The sequence below is a fragment of the Clostridium sp. LS genome, assembly GCF_002760435.1.
GTDB lineage: Bacteria > Bacillota > Clostridia > Clostridiales > Clostridiaceae > Clostridium.
Window position 1 is genome coordinate 1 of record NZ_AUUU01000138.1, and the last position, 3673, is coordinate 3673.

At 29.4% G+C, this 3673-nt stretch carries 4 protein-coding genes; 3 read left to right on the plus strand and 1 reads right to left on the minus strand.

From position 1 onward, the window contains the following. Positions 1-210 precede the first annotated feature (210 nt). The gene (locus tag COL3_RS24115) at positions 211-480 is read left to right on the plus strand and encodes a hypothetical protein (protein ID WP_008421944.1); all 270 of its coding nucleotides are present in this window, start codon (positions 211-213) and stop codon (positions 478-480) included. A gap of 263 nt (positions 481-743) precedes the next feature. Here the strand turns inward: COL3_RS24115 and COL3_RS24120 are convergent, their stop codons facing one another. After that, positions 744-1436, minus strand: coding sequence for a PHP domain-containing protein (locus COL3_RS24120; protein WP_008421945.1), 693 nt, complete (start codon positions 1434-1436; stop codon positions 744-746). 363 nt (positions 1437-1799) lie between these two features. On the opposite strand from COL3_RS24120, the gene COL3_RS24125 reads away from it, so the two are divergent. Next, a complete protein-coding gene (locus COL3_RS24125; protein ID WP_008421946.1) occupies positions 1800-2801 on the plus strand; it encodes a CAP domain-containing protein in 1002 nt (333 codons plus the stop codon). A gap of 109 nt (positions 2802-2910) precedes the next feature. Beyond that, positions 2911-3219 carry a PTS sugar transporter subunit IIB gene (locus COL3_RS24130; RefSeq protein WP_008421947.1) on the plus strand — a complete coding sequence of 103 codons (309 nt, stop codon included), beginning with the start codon at positions 2911-2913 and terminating at the stop codon, positions 3217-3219. Positions 3220-3673: the final 454 nt, after the last annotated feature.

Below are 3673 nucleotides of genomic sequence, written 5' to 3' on the forward strand. Positions count from 1 at the left end.
ATAAATCTTATTCGCCTGCCATATTTTTCTCACATACGTTCGAAAAGGCAGATGCGCGAAAAAAATCTCCAGCTCCACAGTCGATTGCGATTTTTTTATAATAATTTATTTTGTATAGTAAATTTTTGGTATATAATCAATTGTAGAAGTGTTTTATAAATTATAAGAATAAGGTTTAAGTTAAATATGTGATTGTAAGGAGAGGGTTATATGTTTGAGTTTAATAGGGAAATTATAAACGGGTCATTTAATAAGGTAAATAAATTAGGAAAAGAAATGGATTGTGTTAATATAAACATAAAATCAAGAGATAAAAATCTTGATGTAAAGTTCACTGGAAAAGGAATTTTGGTGGCAGGAATTGCAGCATTAGTGCCTGCATTATGCGTAGTAAGTGCAATTACAACAGCATTGATAGTAAAAGAAGTAATATCTAAAAGAAAAAAACTAGAGAATGAGGAAGAAACTATGGACATTTAGAATATGTATAATCTAGGCTTAAAAAATTAAAGATTATTATTAGTTATAAGAGACAAGTTATAAGTTGCAGATTGCAGGAGAACCCCACATATTTTTTATAGAAATCTTTTGTAAAATCATTTTTGTTAAAGTGGGAATTTCATTCTTAACTTGTCACTTTCTACTTATAATTTATAACTAGTATATTTGTATTTTTAATTTATAAGTAATAAAGTTATATTCAATGAATATAGATATAACTTTGAGTGGATATTTTATTCAAATTATACATAAAGTAAATTACCTCCGACTAAAAAGTTATATATTTCTTGTTCGCTTAAGTATACATCGCCTATCATTCCATGAGTCCTATAAAGTTCATTTGTACTATGAAAATCTGAACCTGCAGTATAAAGTAGATTTCTATCTTTAGCTACATTTAAAAAGTATTCTGTATCCTCAGTATTATTACTAAAGTATTTTGCTTCAAGTCCATCAAAATTCATTTTTATAATCTCATGAAAATCCTTTCTATTTAAAAGTACAGGATGTGCTAAAATGACAGTAGCACCAAAGAACTTAAGAATTTCAATTCCAGTTTCCACGTGTAATCTATCTTTCTTATCATAAAAATCAATAAATTTTCCTAATAAGTGTTTAATTGCTGATAATCTGTGACTTTTTATATTTTTTAATACTTCTATGAGGAGCTCATTTTTATAGCTATCATCTTTAAAATAACCTAAAACATGTACGCGGCAGTTATTATATCGTGTAGAAAGTTCAACGCCAGGAATTACTTTAACTCCAATCTCTTTTCCGGCAGCTATTGCTTCGTCTATACCACAAGTATTATTGTGGTCAGTTAAAGCAATAATATCTACATTTCTTCTTTTAGAAATCATAACTATTTCTTTAGGGGTACATCCTCCATCTGAAAAGGTGGAATGAACATGAAAATCGCCTTTCTTATACATTGCAGCTCCTCTTCAATTTTATCTACTTTATTAATATATGAATTTTTATCTTAATTGTTAAACAGAGATTTTTATGAGATAAACTTACAATACCTATAGAAATAAAAAATAATAGTAAATATTATGATATGGGGGGAAGGAGAAGGGGGCACAGGAAATATAAGAAATAGTATAAATTTTAGAGTAAAATATAGATAATTTAAACATTTACATATAAATGGCTTGCCAATAAGTTGTAATTTGTCGATTATGTGTTAAGATTAATGTAAGGACAACTTTTGGAAGAAAATTAAACGATTACAGCTAATTAAAAAACTAACTTGTATTAAACTTACTAAAAACTAAAGAAGAGGGGAAAAACTAATGAAGAAAACTTTTTTTACGAAAACAACGAAGACAGTTGCAGCTGCAGCAATTATTGCGATGTTACCATTAGGAGTATCTGCAGAGTGGAAAGAAAATTCCGATATGACTTGGAGTTATCCGGAAGGAAGTACAATAACTAAAGGGTGGAAGAATATTTCAAATGTGTGGTATTACTTCGATTCAGATGGGAAAATGCAAGTAGGGTGGATTTATGATAAAGGTAACTGGTACTATTTAAATCATTCAGGAGAAATGCTAGAAGGTTGGGTAGACGTTAATGGATCTTGGTATTATTTTGATGGTTCAGGTGCAATGAAAACTGGTTGGTTAAAAGACAATAATAGTTGGTATTATCTTGATTATGAAGATGGAATGCAGACAGGCACTGTAAATCTAAATGGCATATCGTATTACTTCAATGAATCAGGAAGATTACAAAGTATTGTTAATTCAAACCAAACAACGAATGAAAGTACATATAATAGTCAGAAAACATGTGGACAAGTTATTGAAAACTATACTCAAAGAGCTACGCAATCTAATAATTCTAATGGAACTAGCAGCAATACCTACATAAGTGGATTACCTCAATTACCAAATAATTATACTGTAAGTATTCAGGAATCAGCTGAAAATGAAATCCTTAAGTATATGAATGAAAAGAGAACCCAAGCTGGGTTACAGCCATTAGTTATAGATAATACGTTACTTCAAGAGGCAAGATATAAAAGTAATCATATGATACAATATGGTTATTTTGATCATACCACTCCTCAAGGAAATGATTGGACAAGCTGGTTAAAAATAATGGGCTACAAATATACTATAACAGGAGAAAATATAGCATATAATAATTATGATCCAGTTCAACTGTTTGATCAGTGGTGGAATTCTCCAGGACATAGGGCAAATATGATGAACTCTTCTTATCATAGAGTTGGTATAGGAGTATTGTACGGCAACGGTAAGTACATGGGTACACAAACTTTTTCAAATTAAAAATATAGGTTTGGAATATTATTCAAGTAATCATTTACAAAGTGTGAATGTAGGTATATAATAAATTCATACTAATGAATATATTGAGAATTGCAGGAGGGGATATGTTATGTTAGTGATTAGATTATTTTGTGCAGCAGGAATGTCAACAAGTCTTTTAGTAAGTAAGATGAAAGATGCAGCTAAGACTAAAGGCATAGAGGTAGATATTGAAGCTTTCCCAGAAAGTCAAATGGACAAACATTTAGATAATGTGGATGTAGCACTACTAGGACCACAAGTTGGATACACAATAGCAAAAGCTAGAAAGTTATGCGAACCTAAAGGTGTTCCAGTTGATATAATTCCAATGGTTGACTATGGAATGATGAATGGGCAAAAAGTATTGGATTTTGCAATTAAATTGGCTAATAAATAAATGCCTTATATATAAGAACGAGAATATATGCCATTGCCAGCGGGAATGGTATAATGCTGTGTTTATATTTTAATTGAGAGACAAAGATAATTATGAGAGTGAAATAGCCTCCACCTTAAAAAGGGTGGGGGCTATTTTGATATTAATTAAAAAGGTATATCGCTAAGTAATATCTAGAAATGAATGAGAATTTTAATACTATTATGTATGAAGCTTATCCAGAATCTCCTAGATCCTAATAAGGTTCAAATTTAATGAAATTATGGTTAAATCTAATTTTATTTAAAAAAGTTTAAGAAATTTCCTGTAATTTTATTAAGTAAACCATATAACTTAAATAGATGGTATTAAAAAATAAAATTTTAAGGAGATTGATGAAGATGAGAGAAAGAAAATACGTTAAATTTAGAGTAGATATGTATGAGGATACAAAATTTAAAATAATAGATTTAAA

Bases quoted from the DNA above. Each gene is read 5' to 3' on its own strand.
- COL3_RS24115 (WP_008421944.1), top strand. From the start codon at position 211: ATGTTTGAGTTTAATAGGGAAATTATAAACGGGTCATTTAATAAGGTA.
- COL3_RS24120 (WP_008421945.1), bottom strand. From the start codon at position 1,436: ATGTATAAGAAAGGCGATTTTCATGTTCATTCCACCTTTTCAGATGGA.
- COL3_RS24125 (WP_008421946.1), top strand. From the start codon at position 1,800: ATGAAGAAAACTTTTTTTACGAAAACAACGAAGACAGTTGCAGCTGCA.
- COL3_RS24130 (WP_008421947.1), top strand. From the start codon at position 2,911: ATGTTAGTGATTAGATTATTTTGTGCAGCAGGAATGTCAACAAGTCTT.